5 protein-coding genes and 2 pseudogenes are annotated in these 16,492 nt (G+C 75.9%); 2 read left to right on the top strand and 5 right to left on the bottom strand.

The window, feature by feature from the left end:
* From Ae505Ps2_RS32715 to Ae505Ps2_RS20070, 5 genes and pseudogenes are all read right to left on the bottom strand, one after another.
* Entirely contained in the window at positions 1 to 3,594 is a 3,594-nt protein-coding gene (locus tag Ae505Ps2_RS32715; RefSeq protein ID WP_249265308.1) for an SDR family NAD(P)-dependent oxidoreductase, read from the bottom strand.
* Between the two features lie 1,069 nt (positions 3,595 to 4,663).
* Positions 4,664 to 12,922: pseudogene (locus tag Ae505Ps2_RS33580) on the bottom strand (SDR family NAD(P)-dependent oxidoreductase); the annotation flags it as partial.
* Between the two features lie 51 nt (positions 12,923 to 12,973).
* Entirely contained in the window at positions 12,974 to 13,660 is a 687-nt protein-coding gene (locus tag Ae505Ps2_RS20080) for an HAD-IA family hydrolase (protein ID WP_075333291.1), read from the bottom strand.
* Positions 13,657 to 14,754 carry a Gfo/Idh/MocA family oxidoreductase gene (locus Ae505Ps2_RS20075; RefSeq protein WP_075333290.1) on the bottom strand — a complete coding sequence of 366 codons (1,098 nt, stop codon included), beginning with the start codon at positions 14,752 to 14,754 and terminating at the stop codon, positions 13,657 to 13,659. Before Ae505Ps2_RS20075 ends, Ae505Ps2_RS20080 begins: the two co-directional genes overlap by 4 nt.
* Positions 14,751 to 15,917: a DegT/DnrJ/EryC1/StrS family aminotransferase gene (locus tag Ae505Ps2_RS20070; protein ID WP_075333289.1), complete on the bottom strand. Its 1,167-nt coding sequence runs from the start codon at positions 15,915 to 15,917 to the stop codon at positions 14,751 to 14,753. The genes Ae505Ps2_RS20075 and Ae505Ps2_RS20070 overlap by 4 nt, the downstream gene beginning before the upstream one ends.
* Positions 15,918 to 16,127: 210 nt before the next feature.
* Between Ae505Ps2_RS20070 and Ae505Ps2_RS20065 the strand changes: the two genes are divergently transcribed.
* Both Ae505Ps2_RS20065 and Ae505Ps2_RS33575 read left to right on the top strand, forming a co-directional pair.
* Positions 16,128 to 16,280, top strand: a complete 153-nt coding sequence (locus Ae505Ps2_RS20065) for a type II 3-dehydroquinate dehydratase (protein ID WP_084786351.1) — start codon at positions 16,128 to 16,130, stop codon at positions 16,278 to 16,280.
* A 114-nt stretch (positions 16,281 to 16,394) separates the two neighbouring features.
* Positions 16,395 to 16,492: pseudogene (locus Ae505Ps2_RS33575) on the top strand (IS5/IS1182 family transposase); the annotation flags it as partial.

Raw genomic sequence — 16,492 nt, 5'->3', positions numbered from 1 at the left:
CTACCGTCCCAGTTCCTGATCGAGGAGCGCGAAGAGTTCGTCGTCGGTGTCGGTGCCGGTGTCGACGGCCGGCCCGGTGCGCCCGGCCCAGGAGCGCGCCAGCTCGGCGAGCCGGAGGGCTACCTGCTCCCGGACGCCGCCGTCGGCCGCTGCCAGCGCCCGTTCCAGCCGGTCGAGCTCGGCGAGGGCCGGGTCCGGCGGCGGGGCGGGCACCGCGTCCGGCCCCGCGTCGGCCCCTGCCTCGGATCCTGTGTCGGCCCCGAGGCGCTCCCGGAGCACGGCGGCGAGGGCGGCCGGGTTCGGGTGGTCGAACGCCGCCGTGGCCGGAAGGCGTTCGCCGGTGGCCGTGGCGATCCGGTTGCGCAGCTCCACGGCCGTGAGCGAGTCGATGCCGATCTCGGTGAAGGCCCGGCCGGGCCGCACCGCCGCCGGCCCGTCGTGGCCCAGCACGTCCGCGGCCAGGCCACGGACGAGGTCCAGCACGGCGCGCTCCCTGGCCGCGGGCTCCAGGTCCGCGAGCCGGGTCCGCAGGTCCACCGGGGTGTCACCGCCGTCCGGTGCCGCGTGGCGGGTCGGTCGTGGGGCTCGGACGAGCCCCCGCAGCAGGGGCGGGACGTCCGGGAGCCGCCGGACCGCGCCGAGGTCCAGCGCCGTGGCGACCAGGGCGGGCTCCCCCGCGACCAGGCCGGCGTCCAGGAGGGCGAGGCCTTCCCCGTTCGACAGCCCGGCGTCGCCGAGCTCGCCGGTGAGCGCGCTGGCCTGCTCCCAGAACCCCCACGCCAGCGAGAGGGCGGGGAGCCCGGCGGCCGCCCGCCGTCGGGCGAGCCCGTCGAGGAAGCCGTTGGCGGCCGCGTAGTTCGCCTGGCCCGCGCTGCCGAAGGTGCCCGCCCCGGAGGAGAAGAGCACGAAGGCGGCGAGGTCCCGACCCTCGGTCAGCTCGTGCAGGTGCCATGCGGCGTCCGCCTTGGCACGGAGCACGGTGTCGAGCCGAGCCGGGGTGAGGCTCTCGACCACACCGTCGTCGAGCACTCCCGCGGTGTGCACCACACCCGTCAGATCCGGCGCGGCATCGAGCAGCGCGGCGACCTGTGCCCGGTCCCCGACATCGGCGGCGACGACGGACACCTCCGCACCCAGCGCCACGAGCTCCGCCCGGAGCTCCCGAGCGCCGGGCGCACCGGGCCCGCTGCGGCTCGTGAGCAGCAGCCGTCGCACCCCGTGGTCGGTGACCAGGTGCCGGGCGACCAGGCCGCCCAGGGTTCCGGTGCCTCCGGTGACGAGCACGGTGCCCGCGCCGAACCCCCGGGTGGCGGGCGCGGACGGCACCGGGACGAGCCTGGGCGCCGCGAGCTGCCCGTCGCGGAGGCGCAGCTGGGGCTCACCCGCCCCGACCAGGGTGGTCAGGGGCGGTTCCGGCTGGTCGGTGTCGACGAGGACCAACCGTCCGGGGTGCTCGGTCTGCGCGGACCGGACGAGTCCCCAGACGGCCGCGGCCGCGGGGTCGTCGCTGCCACCGGTCAGGACGACCAGGGGCTTCGCCGTGGCGGAGGCGAGGTGGGTCTGGACACCGGCGAGGGCGGACTCGGTGAGTGCCCGCACCCGGTCCAGGACGGTCCCGACCGCGCCCGGCCTCAGGTCCAGCACGGGCGGCGTGTCACCACCGCCGGACGCCGTGACGGGCACCCACTCGGTGCGGTACAGCGCCCCGGCCCGCGGTGTCAGGCCGGCCCGCGGCGCGGGTCGCAGGACCAGCGACCGCAACGACGCCACGGGTGCGCCCGTCGGGTCCGCGACACTCACCTGCACGCCGTCGGCGCTCGGTGCGGCGTACACCCGCAGCGTGGTCGCGCCGGTCCGCCGCAGCGCGAACCCGTGCCATGCGAAGGGCAGCAGCACCTCGTCGGGTCCGGCCTGGGGAGCGGCCCCCAGGTTCGCCGACTGGAGGGCGGCGTCGAACAGCGCCGGGTGCAACCCGAAGGAGCTGCCCCGCAGCTCCGGCGGGAGCGCGACCTCGGCGAACACCTCGGTGCCGCGCCGCCACGCCGCCCGCAGGCCCCGGAACGCCGGCCCGTAGTCCAGCCCTGCCTGCGCCTGCCGCGGGTAGAACTCGTCCAGCTCGACGGGCTCGGCGTCGCCGGGCGGCCACTGCGTGGGCACCGTGCCCTGGTCCGCCGGCGCCGGGGACGGCTCCGTGACCGCCCGGCCGCGGGCGTGGCGCGTCCATTCGCCGTCGGGCCCGGTGTCCTCGGTCCGGGCGTGCAGCTCGATCCCGCCGTCCGCCGTCACGGTCACCCGCAGCTGCAGGGCGCCGCGTTCCGGCAGCAGCAGTGGGGCCTCCACCACCAGCTCGTCGACGGCGGCCAGGCCGGCCTCGTCGGCGACCCGCGCGACGAGCTCCAGGATCGCGGCACCGGGCACGAGGACCGTGCCGGTGACCGCGTGGTCGGCCAGCCACGGGTGGGTCGCGAGCGAGACCCGACCGGTCGCCACCGCACCGCCCGCCCCTGGCAGAGCGACGACCGCGCCGAGCAGGGGGTGCTCCACGGGGTCGAGGCCGGCGGTGCGCACGTCACCGACACCGCCGGGCACCGCGTCCAGCCAGAACCTCTGGTGCTGGAACGCATACGTGGGGAGTGCGACGGGCCGGGCGCCCTCGATCAGGGGGGACCAGTCGACGCCGATCCCGCGGACCGCGAGCGCCGCGGTGGCAGCGAGGAACCGCGCCGGACCGCCGTCGTCGCGCCGCAGGGTGCCGGTCACCACCGTCGGCTGGTCGTGGCGGTCGAGCTCCTGGGCGACGTCGAAGGTGAGCACCGGGTGGGCGCTGACCTCGACGAACGCCCGGTGCCCTGCCTCGACCAGCCCGGCGACGGCCTCCCCGAAGCGGACCGGGCTGCGCAGGTTGCGGTACCAGTAGGCCGCGTCGAGGGCCTCGCCGGAGACCCAGCCACCGTCCACGCCGGACCAGATCGGCACCGAGCCCGCCCGGGGGGCGAGCCCGGCCAGTACCGCGGCGAGGTCGGCCTCGACCGCCTCGACCGCCGAGGTGTGCGAGGCGTAGTCGACCGGGATCCGGCGAACCCGGACGCCGTCGGCGTCGAGCACCGCGACCACCTCGTCCAGGGCCTGCGGAGGACCTGCCACCACGACGGAGCCCGGGCCGTTGACCGCGGCGGTCTCGAGCTCGGGCCAGGCCCGCAGCCGCTCGGCCGCGTCGGCGGCGGGGAGACCGACGGAGACCATGCCGCCGCGGCCGGCGAGCCGCTGCGAGATGACCCGGCTGCGCAGCGCCACGACCCGCACGGCGTCGTCCAGGGTGAGCGCCCCGGCCACGTACGCGGCGGCGACCTCGCCCTGCGAGTGCCCGACGACGGCGTCGGGCTCCACCCCGAGCGAACGCCAGAGCCCCGCGAGGGCGATCCCGACGGCGAACGACGCCGGCTGCACCACGTCGACCCGGTCCAGCGACGGCGCTCCCGGCTCGGAGCGCAGCACCGCCCACAGGTCCCAGTCCACGTACCGGGCGAGCGCCTCGGCCACCTCGTCCAGTGCCGCGGCGAACACCGGCGACGCCGCGGCGAGCTCCACACCCATACCCACCCACTGCGTGCCCTGGCCGGGGAAGACGAACACCCGCTTGCCCGTCACGTCGGCCTCCCCGGTGAGGACCTCGGCGCCCGACCGCAGCCCGGCGACCCCGTCCTCGCGGGTGGCCGCCAGGACCACCGCGCGGTGGCGGAACGCCGACCGCAGGCCCAGCGACAGCGCGACGTCCGCGGGGGCGAGGTCGGGACGCTCCTCGATGAGGTCCGCGAGCCGCGCCTGCTGCGCGGCCAGCGCCTGCTCGGTCCGCCCCGACACCAGCCAGGGCACCGGCGTCGCGGCGGGCCGCTCCTCGACCGGCTCGGGAGCCTCGGGCTTCTCGGGGGCCGGCGGCTCCTCCAGGATCACGTGCGCGTTGGTGCCGCTGACCCCGAAGGCCGACACCCCCGCCCGCCGCGTCCGCTCCCCCGCGGCCCACTCCCGTGGCGCGGTCAGCAGCTCCGCGGCTCCGCTCGTCCAGTCCACGTGCGACGACGGCCGGTCGACGTGCGCGGTCGCGGGCAACCGGCCGTGCCGCAGCGACTCGACGATCTTGATGACGCCCGCGACACCGGCGGCGGCCTGGGTGTGGCCGATGTTCGACTTGACCGACCCGATCAGCAGCGGTGCCGCGTCCGCACGGTCCCGGCCGTAGGTGGCGAGCAGCGCCTGGGCCTCGATCGGGTCGCCGAGCGCGGTGCCGGTCCCGTGCGCCTCGACGACGTCGACGTCCGCCGCGGCCAGGCCGGCGTCCGCCCAGGCGGCCCGGATGACCCGCTCCTGGGACGGTCCGTTCGGGGCCGTCAGCCCGTTCGACGCGCCGTCCTGGTTCACCGCGCTGCCGCGCACCACCGCCAGCACGGGATGGCCGAGCCTGCGTGCGTCGGAGAGCCGCTCGAGCAGCAGCACCCCCACTCCCTCGGCCATCCCGAAGCCGTCGGCACCCTCGGCGAACGCCTTGCAGCGCCCGTCCTCGGCCAGCCCGCGCTGCCGGGAGAACCCGACGATGCCGTCGGGCGTCGACATGATCGACACCCCGCCCGCCAGCGCCAGCGACACCTCGCCCGCGGGTGGCCAGGTGCAGCGCCACCAGCGACGACGAGCAGGCCGTGTCGACGGTGAGAGCAGGCCCCTCCAGGCCGAGCGCGTAGGCGATCCGGCCGGACAGCACGCTGCCCGCGTTGCCGGTCACCAGGTAGCCCTCGTCGGCCCCCGCGCCGCGCTGGTCACCCGTGCCGTAGTCCTGACCGTGGGTGCCGACGAACACGCCGGTGGGGCTGCCGCGCAGCCCGGCCGGGTCGATGCCCGCCCGCTCCAGGGCCTCCCAGGACACCTCCAGCAGCAGCCGCTGCTGCGGGTCCATCGCCAGTGCCTCGCGCGGGTTGATGCCGAAGAACTCGGCGTCGAACCCGGCGACGTCGTCGAGGAAGCCGCCCGCTCGGACGTACGTCGTGCCCGCGCGGTCGGGATCGGCCGCGAACACCGCGTCCAGGTCCCAGCCGCGGTCGGTGGGGAAGGGACCGATGGCGTCGCCCCCGGCCTCGACGAACCGCCAGAGCGCGTCGGGGGAGGTGATGCCGCCGGGGAACCGGCAGCCCGCGGCGACGATCGCGACCGCGTCGTCGTCCGGGGTCGCAACGCGACGCGTCGGCGCGGTGGGCACGCCACGTCGCAGGCCGACGAGCTCGGTCAGCAGGTGCGCGGCCAGCGCCTCCGGGGTCGGATGGTCGAACACCACGGTGGCCGGGAGCCGCACGCCCGTGCTCGCGGTGAGCCGGTTGCGCAGCTCCACCCCGGTGAGCGAGTCGAACCCGAGGTCCTTGAACGCGCGCGCGGCGTCGACCGCCGTCGCCGCACCGTGGCCGAGGACGTCCGCGACGTGGGTCCGGACCTCGTCGAGGACGGCGGCGGCCCGCTCCTTCTCGGGGAGACCGGCGATGCGTCCGGCCAGGCCTTCCGTCCTCGGCACGGTCGCCCGGCGGGGGACCAGCTCGCGCAGGAGCGCGGGCACCTCGCCGGAGGCGCGCACCGCGGCCAGGTCGAGCCGGATCGGCACCAGTGTGGGCGCGTCACCTGCCAGGGCCCGGTCGAACAGCGCGAGACCCTCCTCGTCGGACAGCGCCACGGTGCCGACCCGGGCCATCCGGGCGAGATCGGCCTCGGCGAGCCGGCCGCCCATCCCCGCCTGCTGCTCCCACAGACCCCAGGCGAGCGCGGTCGCGGGCTGCCCGGCGGCGCGGCGCCTGGCCGCGAGGCTCTCCAGGAACGCGTTGCCCGCCGCGTAGTTGGCCTGTCCCGCCCCGCCGAAGGTCGACGCCGCCGACGAGAACAGGACGAACGCCGCCAGGTCCCGACCGGCGGTCAGCTCGTGCAGGTGCCAGGCCGCGTCCGCCTTCGTGCGCACGACCCGGTCCCACCGCTGCGCGTCGAGAGCGGCGAGGACACCGTCGGAGACGACCCCCGCAGCGTGCACCACGCCGACGAGCCGGTCCCCGACGAGCTCCAGGGCCTCCGAGAGGACCGCGCGGTCCGCCGCGTCGCCGGTCACCACGTGCACCGAGGCACCGGCGCGGACCAGCTCCTCGCGCTGTGCGTCCGGCACTCCGGAGCGGGTCACGAGGACCAGCTCGGACACCCCGTGTGCGGTCACCAGGTGCCGGGCGACCAGCCGACCCAGCCCGCCGGTCGCCCCGGTCACCAGCACCGCGCCGCCCGCGAGGCCGGCCGGACGGGCGTCCGGCACCTGCACCCGGCGCAGGCGCGGCACGAGGGCGGTCCCGTCCCGGACGGCGACCCGCGGTTCGTCGCCGTCGACGGCGAGGCCGGTCCGGACGCCCGCCTCGTCGACCCGGTCCAGCTCCAGCAGGCGGATCCGGCCGGGGTGCTCGGACTGCGCGGAGCGCACGAGCCCGGCGACGACGTCCCCCGCCGGGTCACCGGCCTGCACGGCGACCACGACGTCGGTCACGGACTCGTCGCCCAGCCACCTCGCCAGCGCCGTCAGTGCACCGAGCCCCGCGGCACGCGCCCGTTCCGGCACGCTCGGCCCGACCGGGCCGGTCCCCGGCACCAGGACCGGGGTCCCCGGGCCCGCCGGGTCCTCGTCCGGGGCCATGAGCCGCAGCTCGCCGGGATCGTCACCGCCGGGGGCCGCCACCCAGGCGATCTCGAACAGCGAGTCGTCGCGTACCGCCGGGACCGGCCGCAGGACGAGCCGGTCGACCTCCAGCACCGGGGCGCCGGACGGGTCGGTCGCACGGAGCGAGATCGCATCCGGCCCGGCGGGCACGAGGGTGACGTGCAGTGTCCGGTCTCCCGTGGCGTACCGGCGGACGCCCGCCCAGGAGAAGGCCAGCCGCGCGCCCTGGCCGGCGTCGAGCAGGTCGGTCACCGGCACCGGGTGCAGGGCGGCGTCGAGGAGCGCCGGGTGGAGGCCGTAGCCCGCGGCGTCGACCTCGTCGGGCAGGGTGATCTCGGCGTGCACCCGCTCGTCGTCGCGCCACACGGCGCGCACCGCGTGGAAGGCCGGCCCGTAGTCGACGGTCAGCCGCTCGTAGAGCCCGGCGACATCGACCGGCTCCCCCGCCGGCGGCCAGGCGGTCGTCTCCGCGCGCGGCGCGGGTGTGTCGGCCAGGAGGGTGCCGGTGGCGTGCTCGGCCCACGGCTCCTCCGGTCGCGCCCGCACGTGCACGGCCACCGCGCGCCGTCCACCCTCCTCCGGGCCGACCTCGACCTGCAGGTCGATCGCCCCCGCGGCGGGGACGACGATCGGTGCGGAGACCGTGAGCTCCTCGACCACGGGTGCGCCGAGCCGGTCGGCGAGCGCGGCCACCGCGTCGAGCAGCGCCGTGCCGGGCAGCAGGACCGCGCCGTCGACCACGTGGTCGGCGAGCCAGGGATGGTCCCGGACGGAGAGCCGCGAGACGGCGAGGCTCGCGTCGCGGCCCGCGAGGGGGACCACGGCGTCGAGCAGCGGGTGGTCCGCCGCCTCGATCCCGGCCGCCGCCACCCCGGCGGGCGCCGTCGACCCGAGCCAGAACCGCTCCCGCTGGAACGGGTAGGTGGGCAGGTCGACGCGCACCGCACCCGTCCCCGCGAAGACCGGCGCCCAGTCGACCGGCAGCCCCCGCACGAACAGCGCCGCCGCCGATCGCAGGAACCGGCCGAGGCCGCCGTCGTCGCGGCGCAGGGTGCCGGTGACGACGGCGCGGGCGACGTCGAGGCGCTCCAGGCCCGCCTCGATCGGGTAGGTCAGCACGGGGTGCGGGCTCACCTCGACGAACGCGGCGAACCCGGCGCCCACCAGCCCGTCCACGGCCGCACCGAAGCGGACCGGCCTGCGGAGGTTGCGGAACCAGTAGCCGGCGTCGAGCTCCTCGCCGGAGACCCACCCGTCCTCCACGGTGGACCAGAACGGGATCCGGGCCCGGCCGGGCCGGATGCCGGCCAGCGCGGTGAGGATCTCCGGCCGGGTCGGGTCGACCGCCGCGGTGTGCGACGCGTAGTCCACCGGGATCACCCGGGCCCGGACACCGTCGGCCTCCAGCTCGGCGGCCAGGTCCGCGACGGCGGTCCGCTCTCCCGCGAGCACGACCGCGGAGGGTCCGTTGACCGCGGCGAGCTCGACGCGGCCCCTCGCCCGGGCCACCGCCTCGTCCTCGGCGAGCGAGACGGCGAGCATCCCCCCGTGACCCGCCGGCCCCGAGGCGATCGCACGGCTGCGCGCGACCACGACCTCCACGGCGTCGGCCAGGCCGAGCACCCCGGCCACGTGCGCGGCGACGACCTCACCCTGGGAGTGCCCGACGACGGCGTCCGGCACGATCCCGAACTCTCCCCAGAGCCGGGCCAGGCCGACCCCCACCGCGAAGGACGCCGGCTGCAGCACGTCCACCCGCTCCAGCGACGGTGCGCCCGGCTCGGACCGCAGGACCGCCCACAGGTCCCAGTCGACGAGCGGCGCCAGCGCGGCCGCGACCTCGTCGACGGCCTCGGCGAACACCGGGGAGGACTCGGCCAGCTCCGCGCCCATCCCCACCCACTGCGCACCCTGCCCGGGGAACACGAACACGGTCCGGCCCGCGACGTCCGCGACCCCGGTGACCACCGCGGCGGGCGCGCCCGAGGCGAGCTCGTCGAGCCCGGCCAGCGCCTCCCCCGTGGTGGAGGCGACCACGACCCCGCGATGGTCCAGCGTCGCGCGCGCGGTGGCCAGCGACCACCCGACGTCGGCGAGCGTGTGCTCCTTCCCGGCCGCGTCCTCGGTGTCCAGCGCGGCCCGCAGCCGGGACGCGAACGCCACCCGAGCCGCGTCGCCCCGCCCGGTGACGATCCAGGGGACGGCGGCGGGTGCCACCCGCGGCGCGGACACCACCGCAGGGTCGAGCGCCTCCTCGACGATCACGTGCGCGTTCGTCCCGCTGACCCCGAACGACGACACCGCGGCGCGCCGGGGCCCGGTCGCCGCGGTCCACCGCCGAGCCTCGGTGAGCAGCTCGACGGCTCCACTCGTCCAGTCCACCTGTGCGGACGGCCGGTCGACGTGGAGGGTGCGGTGCAGCGTCCCCGCGTGCAGCGCCCCGATCACCTTGATGATCCCGGCGACGCCCGCGGCCGCCTGGGTGTGCCCGATGTTCGACTTCAGCGAGCCGAGGTGCAGCGGCCGGTCCGCCGTCCGCTCCCGGCCGTAGGTGGCCAGCAGTGCCTGGGCCTCGATCGGGTCGCCGAGCGTCGTCCCCGTCCCGTGGGCCTCCACGAGGTCGACGTCGGCCCCGGAGAGACCGGCGTCGGCCCAGGCCGCACGGATCACCCGCTCCTGCGACGGGCCGCTCGGCGCGGTCAGCCCGTTCGACGCGCCGTCCTGGTTGACCGCGGTGCCGCGCACCACGGCCAGCACCGGATGGCCCAGCCTGCGCGCGTCGGACAGCCGCTCGAGCAGCAGCAGCCCGGCCCCCTCGGACCAGCCCGTCCCGTCCGCGGTGTCGGCGAAGGCCTTGCACCGTCCGTCCGGGGCGAGCGCGCGCTGCCGGGAGAACTCCAGGAAGACACCCGGGGTCGCCATCACGGCCGCCCCGCCCGCCAGGGCGAGCGTGCTCTCGCCGCTGCGCAGCGACTGCACCGCCAGGTGCAACGCGACCAGCGACGACGAGCACGCGGTGTCCACCGTGATCGCGGGGCCCTCCAGCCCCAGCGTGTAGGCGATCCGCCCCGAGGCGACGCTGCCCGCCGTCCCGATCCCGAGGTAGCCCGCCACCTCGTCGGGGACCTGGTCGTGGCGGCTCGCGTAATCGTGGTGCATGACGCCGGTGAAGGTGCCGACGTCGGCACCACGCAGCGACCGCGGGTCCACCCCCGCGCGTTCGAAGGCCTCCCAGGCCAGCTCCAGGAGCAACCGCTGCTGGGGGTCGGCCGCGGCGGCCTCGCGCGGGGAGATGCCGAAGAGGTCCGCGTCGAAGTCGGCGACGTCGTAGAGGAACCCGCCGCGTCGGACCGAGGTGCGCCCGGGGCGGCCGGGCTCGGGGTCGTAGAGGCCCTCGACGTCCCAGCCCCGGTCGAGCGGGAAGTCGCCGATCGCGTCGCGTTCCTCCGCGACGAGCCGCCAGAGGTCCTCGGGCGAGGTCACACCACCGGGCAGACGGCAGCTCGCGGCCACGATCGCGATGGGCTCGCCGGGCGCGGCCGTCCGCTCCCGGATCGCCACGGAGGAGGTGCGACCGCCGCGCAGCACCTCGTCGAGGTGGTCGGCGAGTGCGTCCGGGGTCGGGTGGTCGAAGGCCGCCGTCGCGGACAGGGTGACACCGAAGTGCGCGGCCAGGACGGTCCGCAGCCGGACCGCGGCGAGCGAGCTCAGGCCGAGTTCCCGGAACGGCCGGTCGGGGCGCAGGTCGGCGGGGTCGCGCACGCCGAGGAGCTCGGCCGCGGCCGAGCGCACGGCCCCGACCAGCGTCCGGCGCCGTTCGGCCGCGGTGAGCCCGTCGAGCCGGGCCCGGCCCTCACCCGAACCCGGGCCCGTCTGCTCGACGACGAGATGGCGCAGTGTGGGCACCTCCGCCGCCGCGCGCTCGTCGAGCCGCAGGATCACCGAGTCGCCGGGGGGTTGGTCGAGGGCGGCATCGAAGGCCGACAGCAGCTCCGCCGGCGCCAGCGGCACGGTCGCATCGAGGCCGGGTGTCGTGGAGTCGGGTGTCGTGGAGTCGGGTGTCGTGTCGGGAAGGGTGTCGAGGACGGTGGGGTCGAGAGCCGTCGGCCCCACCGCGAGCACCGTGGTGGGGAGTCCGCCACCACGCCGGGCCGCCGCCCACTCGGACAGGGCGCGAGCGGCCCCTGCGGTGCCGTAGCCGTCACCGGGGGCCAGCGCGGTCAGGACCACGAGGGTCGTCTCCGGTGCCGAGGCCGCGACGTCCACCAGGACCGCCGCGACCCGTCCCGGGTCGGCGGTCGGGTGTGTCTGGACGACGGTGCCGAACCGACCGCCCGCGGCGCCGACGGCGACGCGCACCAGCTCGGGGTCATTCGGCGAGCCGGCCACGACGACGACCCGGGCGCCCTGGCGGCGCAGCTCCTCGGCGAGCGGCCCGGCGCCGTCGGCCTGGCCCCAGTCGCTGAGCAGCACGACCTCGCGCACCCCGTGCGCACCGACGAGGTGGGTGGCGACCGCCGCGGCCACGGCCGAGTCCGCGCCCGTGACCAGCACGGGATCGGCGATCCCGGCCGCCGGGCCGGTGTCGCCGGAGGGCACGCGGACCAGGCGCCCGTCCTCGACGCGCAGGAGGTGCTCGTGGTGGCTCGCACCGGTCGCGACCAGCCGGGAGGGCCGCTCGAGGAGCAGGTGGCGGGTCACCTTCCCCGACGCGGTGCGCGGGATCTCGGCGATCAGTCGGATCTCCTCGGGCACCTTGAACGGCGACAGCTCGGTGCGGCAGGCCGCGAGGAGGGCGCCCGGGTCGAGGCCGTCGCGACCGTCCGGCCCTGGCACCACGTAGGCGACGGGGACCTCGCCCAGCACGGGGTGCGGGCGGCCGCCGACGGCCACGTCCCGGACACCGGCACCGCGCCGCAGCACGGTCTCGACCTCGACGGGGTGGATGTTCTCCCCACCCCGGATGATCAGCTCCTTGATCCGGCCGGTGACCGTCAGGAACCCGGCTCCGTCCTGTGTGGCCAGGTCGCCGGTGCGGTACCACCCGCCGCCGAACGCCGCTGCGGTCTCCTCGGGCCGGCGGTGGTACCCCACCGCGACGCTGGGCCCGCGCACCCACACCTCGCCCTCCGCGCCGGTCGCGGTGTCCGCACCCGTCGTCGTGTCGACCAGCCGGACCTCCAGCCCGGGCACCGGCTGCCCGCACGAGCCGTCGACCCGTGGTCCGTCCGGCCGGACCATGGCGATGGAGCCGCAGGTCTCGGTGCTGCCGTAGGCGTCGAGCAGCGGCACGCCGAAGATCTCCTCGACGTCGGCCCGCAGCGCGGCGGTGGTCACGGCGCCGCCGACGAGCCCGATGCGCAGGTCCGGAGCGGTGAAGCCGGTGTCGCGAGCCGCCGCGACCAGGTGGTGGTAGACGGTCGGGACGCCGGCCAGGAAGGTGGTTCGGTCCTCCCGCAGAGCGGCGAGGACCTCGTCGGCGGCGAACCCGTCCAGGATGCGGGAGGTGGCCCCCACCGAGACCACGGCGAGGAAGCCCGCGATGTGGGACAGGCTGTGGAACAGCGGCAGTGGCCAGAGCACCCGGTCCTCGGCCGAGAGCCCGGGGATCGGCACGTAGCAGGACGCGACGGACCAGAGGGCGTTGCGCTGGGTCGAGAGCACGCCCTTCGGCAGCCCGGTCGTCCCGGAGGTGTAGAGCATCCACGCCGGCTCGTCGAGGTCGAGGTCGTCGCGGGCGGACACCGCGGGCGCGGTCCGGGCGAGCGCCTCGAAGGACTCCGTGCCGTCGGGGAGCCGCCCCTCCCCCGTCACCAGGACCCGGACGTCGCGCGCTGCGATGCGGCGCACGAGGGCTGCCCGCGCCCGGTCGGTCACGACGACCCGCGCTCCGCTGTCACCGAGCAGGTGGTCGAGCTCGCTCGCGCTGACCTGCGGGTTCAGCGGGACACCCACTGCAGCCGCCCGGGTCGCGGCGAGGTAGCCCTCGATCACCTCGACCGCGTTGCCCAGCAGGATCGCCACCCGGTCACCGCGGCCCACCCCGCCCGACGCCAGGTGCCCGGCGAGCCGCGCCGTGCGGGCCTCGAGCTCGGCGTAGGTGACCGCGCGGCGCGCGTCCCGGAAAGCGACGGTGGTGCCGGACTCCGCCGCGTGCGCCAGCAGGGTCTCCGGCAGCGGGCGGATCAGATCGCTTCGCATGGTCCTCGTTCTCTCCGGCCGCCGCGGCGGCTCGTCTCTGCGGTGTCGGGCTCAGGCGGCTCGGACGAGCGCCAACACGTCGGTCGGGACCGTGGCGACCACGTCCGGCCCCTCGGCCCGCAGCGCCGCTTCCTCGGTCGTGCCCCAGAGCGCGGCGACCGAGCGGACCCGCGCCCCGCGTGCGCTGCGCAGGTCGGTGACGGCGTCACCGACCATCACGGCCCGCTCCGGCGCGACGTCGAGCAGGTCGAGCGCGCGGAGCACGATGTCCGGGGCGGGCTTCGGCCGGCTGATCTCGTCCGACCCGATCACGTGGCGGAACCTGCCGAGCACCCCCAGCCCGTCGAGCAGGGACCGGGCACGGACCCCCGCCTTGCCGGTCGCGACCGCGAGCGGCACGTCCCGGGCGTCCAGCTCGGCCAGCAGCTCGGCGACCCCGGGGAACAGCGACACGCGGTCCGCGAGGCGGTAGCTCTCCCGTACGAAGGGCTCCTCCATCTCCAGGGGGAGCCCCATGATCCGCATGATGTCGGGGAAGAACCGGCCGAGATGCCGGTTGTACTCGGCGAACGGAGCCTCTCCCGGTCCGACGACCTCGGCGTAGGCGATGCCGAACGCTTCGCGCATCACGTCGAAGCTGTCCACCAGGACTCCGTCGAGGTCGAAGACGACGGCGTCGGCGGGGGTGGTCGGTCCGACGACCGTGAGGACGTGCGACGACTCGGTGTGCACCGTCATGGTCGGCTCCCCGTTCCCAGCGTGGTCGGCTCGGTGGCCCGGGCCGAGGTGTAGATCCGGTCGATCAGGGCGACGGCCCGTTCGGCCTCCGCGATGGCCACCCCGCGGCTGCTCGGGTCGCGCAGCAGCGCCGGCAGCTCGACGAGCTGGCGGTCGTACTCGCTCCCGATCGGCTCGTCGACCGGGTCGAGCTCGGTGGTCACCCCGGCACGTGTGGTGGTGAGGGTCGATCCGCCCTCGCGATGGGGGCTGAAGCCGAAGGTCGCCCGCAGCCGCACGACGGCCCGGCTCCCCTCGACGGTCAGCACCGTCGTGTCCCGCACCTCGTGCGAGGCCCAGCTCGCGCGCAGGGACACGGACACGCCGGACCGGGTGACGAGGAAGGCGCGCACGGTGTCCTCGACGTCACCGTGGGCCCGCTCGCGGGTGTCGGTGTCGGGGCGCCATCCCGCCCGCCGGGTGGGATCGTTGACGAAGTCGCCGGACACCGCGGCCGCGACGTGCTCGACCTCCAGCCGTCCCAGTACGGGGGTCGCGGCGTCGAGGAGGTGCCATCCCAGGTCGAGGAGCGCGCCGCCGCCTGCCGTCCGACGGTCGGTGAACCAGCCGCCCGCGTCCGGGACACCCCGCGCACGGACCCACGAGAGGTCGACGTGGCGCAGCTCGCCCACCGTGGCCGCGGCATCCACCAGGGCGCGGACGTCGGCCCGGTAGCGGGCGGCGCTGCCGGCGAGCAGCACCGCCCCGCCCACCCGCTCGGCCTCGGCCAGCTCGGCGGCCTGCGCAGCGTCCAGGCAGACGGGCTTCTCCACGAAGACGGCGATCCCGCGCCGCAGCAGACCGCTCGCGACGGCGGCGTGGGCGTGGTTGGGCACCGCCACGACAGCGAGGTCGATCGCGGCGGGATCGAGCTGGTCGGCGCCGGTGTACCGGGCCGCGGCGGGGGCCAGGTCCGCAGCGGCCGCCGACGCCCGGGGATCCGCGTCGACCAGGGCGGTGACGACGTAGCCGGGGAGCGAGGCGAGCCTGGGCAACCAGATGGACCGCGCCGCCCACCCGGCACCGACTACGGCGACCCGGACGGCTGCGCTCACAGTGCCGCCACCGTCTCGGCGATGATCGCGGCGACCCGTTCGATGTCGGCCTCCGGGGCGAGCAGGGTCCGGTGGTGCAGCCAGACGGTGTCGGCGGTGATCTCCTCCGAGTTCGGGCAGCGGCGTGCGAGGTCGTCCACGCTCTCGTCCGGGGCGCCGGTCTCCCAGAACGCGGCGGTGCGGTAGACGGCGCGGAACGCGACGAAGGCCGGCAGGCCGCGCGCCACCAGCTGGTCGACGAGCAGGTTGCGGCGCTCCTCGCCGATGCCCGGCAGCCGGAACAGCGCCATGTAGTGCGGGTTCCGGTCGGCGCGCTCGTCGTCGGCCTGAGGCACGACCCCCGGGATCTCGGCGAGCAGTGAGCGCAGGAGCGGCCACCGCTGCTCCCTGGTCTCGATCTGGCCGTCGAGCCGCTCCAGCTGGGCCCGCAGCACGCTCGCCGAGAACTCGTTGAGCCGGAAGTTGGACCCGGAGGTGCGGTGGAAGTAGCCGCGATCGGTCCGCGGCCGCCCGCAGCTGTGCCGGACGAAGCCCTCCTCGTACAGCCCGGCGTCGGGGAACAGGACGGCTCCGCCCTCGCCCGCGGTCATCAGCTTGCCGTTCTGGAAGCTGAACGCCGCCACCGAACCGAGCTCACCGATCCGCTTCCCCCGCCAGCGGGCGCCGTGGGCGTGCGCCGCGTCCTGCACGATCGACACCCCGCTGTCCGCGGCGATCTTGTTCAGGGCGTCGATGTCGGCGACCAGGCCTGCCATGTGCACGGGCATGATCGCCCGGGTCCGCGGCGTGATGGCGGCGGCGGCCGCGTCCGGGTCGATGTTGAGGGTCTGCGGGTCCACGTCGACCGGGACCGCCGTGGCGCCGAGCCGCTGGGCCGCCTGGGACGACGAGATGAACGTGAACGCGGGGACCACCACCTCGGTGCCCGGCCCGACGCCGAGGACCTCGAGGGCGAGCTCGAGGGCGTGGGTGCCGTTGGTCACGGCGAGCGCGTGCTCGGATCCGTGGTACTGCGCGAACTCCTGCTCGAAGGAGTCGACCTCGCTGCCCCCGATCCGCCACCACTGCCCCTGTTCCAGTGCCCGGATCAGACCGGTCCGTTCGGAATCGGAGTACTGAGGCCACGCCGGGAGCTCCGGCGCGGGCTGCAGGTGGTCGGCCATGACGCATCACTTCTCTCTGACGGTGGAATGCGCGACATCGCGGGAAACTGCCCGACACCTGCCGGGACCATTCGAGAGTAACCCTGGTAAATCGGGACGTCACCGCCCCTAACGCCCCCTAGGAACCCCTATTTCAGCGCCTCGGCCGCCAACCCCGGAAGATTCTCCTAGAATTGTTCGTGCATTACGACACCATCCGCGAGGAGAACCGTGCCATCGCTATTTCTGTTGAACGGGCCCAATCTGGGAACGCTGGGGACGAGACAGCCGGAGATCTACGGGACGACGACGCTGGACCAGATCGCCGAGCACGTGGCGGCCGAGGTCGCCGGCCGAGGCTGGACAGTGAGGTGTTCTCAGTAGCGGGGTGGCAGGTCGTGGCGACACGCCGAGGGTGGTGAGATGAGCGGGAACGGGGCAGGACCCCGGTAGATCGGTTCGGTCCAGCACAGATCGACACCGTCACCGAGGTCCTGCATGTCTGATCCTGTCACCTACACCGCTGTCCTCCCGATCGGGGAGCGCACCGTGGCCTATCTGGCGCGGCTCCTGGTCCTTCAACGCCGTCGACGTGG

It is taken from the genome of Pseudonocardia sp. Ae505_Ps2 (genome assembly GCF_001932425.1).
In the GTDB taxonomy this organism is placed as follows: Bacteria; Actinomycetota; Actinomycetes; order Mycobacteriales; family Pseudonocardiaceae; genus Pseudonocardia.
Note: the sequence above shows the minus strand (reverse complement) of the source record. Positions and strands in the feature narration are given on the sequence as shown.

What these genes read in the sequence shown, in the direction of transcription:
- Ae505Ps2_RS20080 (WP_075333291.1), bottom strand. Translation starts at nt 13,660, where the DNA reads ATGACGGTGCACACCGAGTCGTCGCACGTCCTCACGGTCGTCGGACCG.
- Ae505Ps2_RS32715 (WP_249265308.1), bottom strand. Translation starts at nt 3,594, where the DNA reads ATGGGTGTGGAGCTCGCCGCGGCGTCGCCGGTGTTCGCCGCGGCACTG.
- Ae505Ps2_RS20070 (WP_075333289.1), bottom strand. Translation starts at nt 15,917, where the DNA reads ATGGCCGACCACCTGCAGCCCGCGCCGGAGCTCCCGGCGTGGCCTCAG.